At 70.7% G+C, this 552-nt stretch carries 2 protein-coding genes; one reads left to right on the top strand and one right to left on the bottom strand.

Going from position 1 to position 552, the window contains the following annotated elements:
- On the top strand, positions 1–267 hold a 267-nt coding region (locus LK10_RS04300; protein WP_043120444.1), incomplete at its 5' end, for a class II aldolase/adducin family protein.
- Positions 268–371: 104 nt separating this feature from the next.
- Here the strand turns inward: LK10_RS04300 and LK10_RS22530 are convergent.
- Positions 372–552: hypothetical protein (locus LK10_RS22530; protein ID WP_231567596.1), on the bottom strand; the 181-nt coding region annotated here is incomplete at its 5' end.

The following is a 552-nucleotide window of genomic DNA, read 5'->3' as shown; positions in this document are numbered from 1 at the left end:
GTTCCCTGGGGACCTCGCGGATCCGATGCCTCCACCCGCGGCATCGAGCAAGCCCTCGCCCTCCAGCCCACCACCCGCGCCGTCCTGATGGGCAACCACGGCCTCCTCGCCTTCGGCCCGGACCCGCTTGCCACCGCAGCCCTCGTCACCGCGATCGAGGAGAGCGCCCAGTCCGAGATCGCAGCCGCCCCTCTCGGCGGGGCACACGACTTCCCCCAAGGCGCCCTCGAGGCCGTGAGGGAATCGATGGCCCGCGCCCAGCACTGAACAGGAACCCCGCGGCCCAGCTGGAGGCGCTCCCCCCGCAGCTCCGGAACGACCTCGGACAGTGCTGGAGCCGGCTGTGCGATGAGGCGTGCCCGCCGGGTTTCTTAGAGATCCCTTAGACGGTCCCGGACATGATTGCCCTGATCGTCCGGGCGCGACATGCCAATGGCCGCACCCCCGCCGCCGAGGAAGGATGCTGCGAGCATGCGAACCACTGGAGCCCCGTCCGGAACGGGCAGGAAACGGCTGGTCGACACGAACACGGCCCTGGGCAAGCTCGTGGCC

It is taken from the genome of Sinomonas humi (assembly GCF_000802235.1).
Taxonomy (GTDB): Bacteria; Actinomycetota; Actinomycetes; order Actinomycetales; family Micrococcaceae; genus Sinomonas; species Sinomonas humi.
This window is presented reverse-complemented; position numbering and strand designations above follow the sequence as displayed.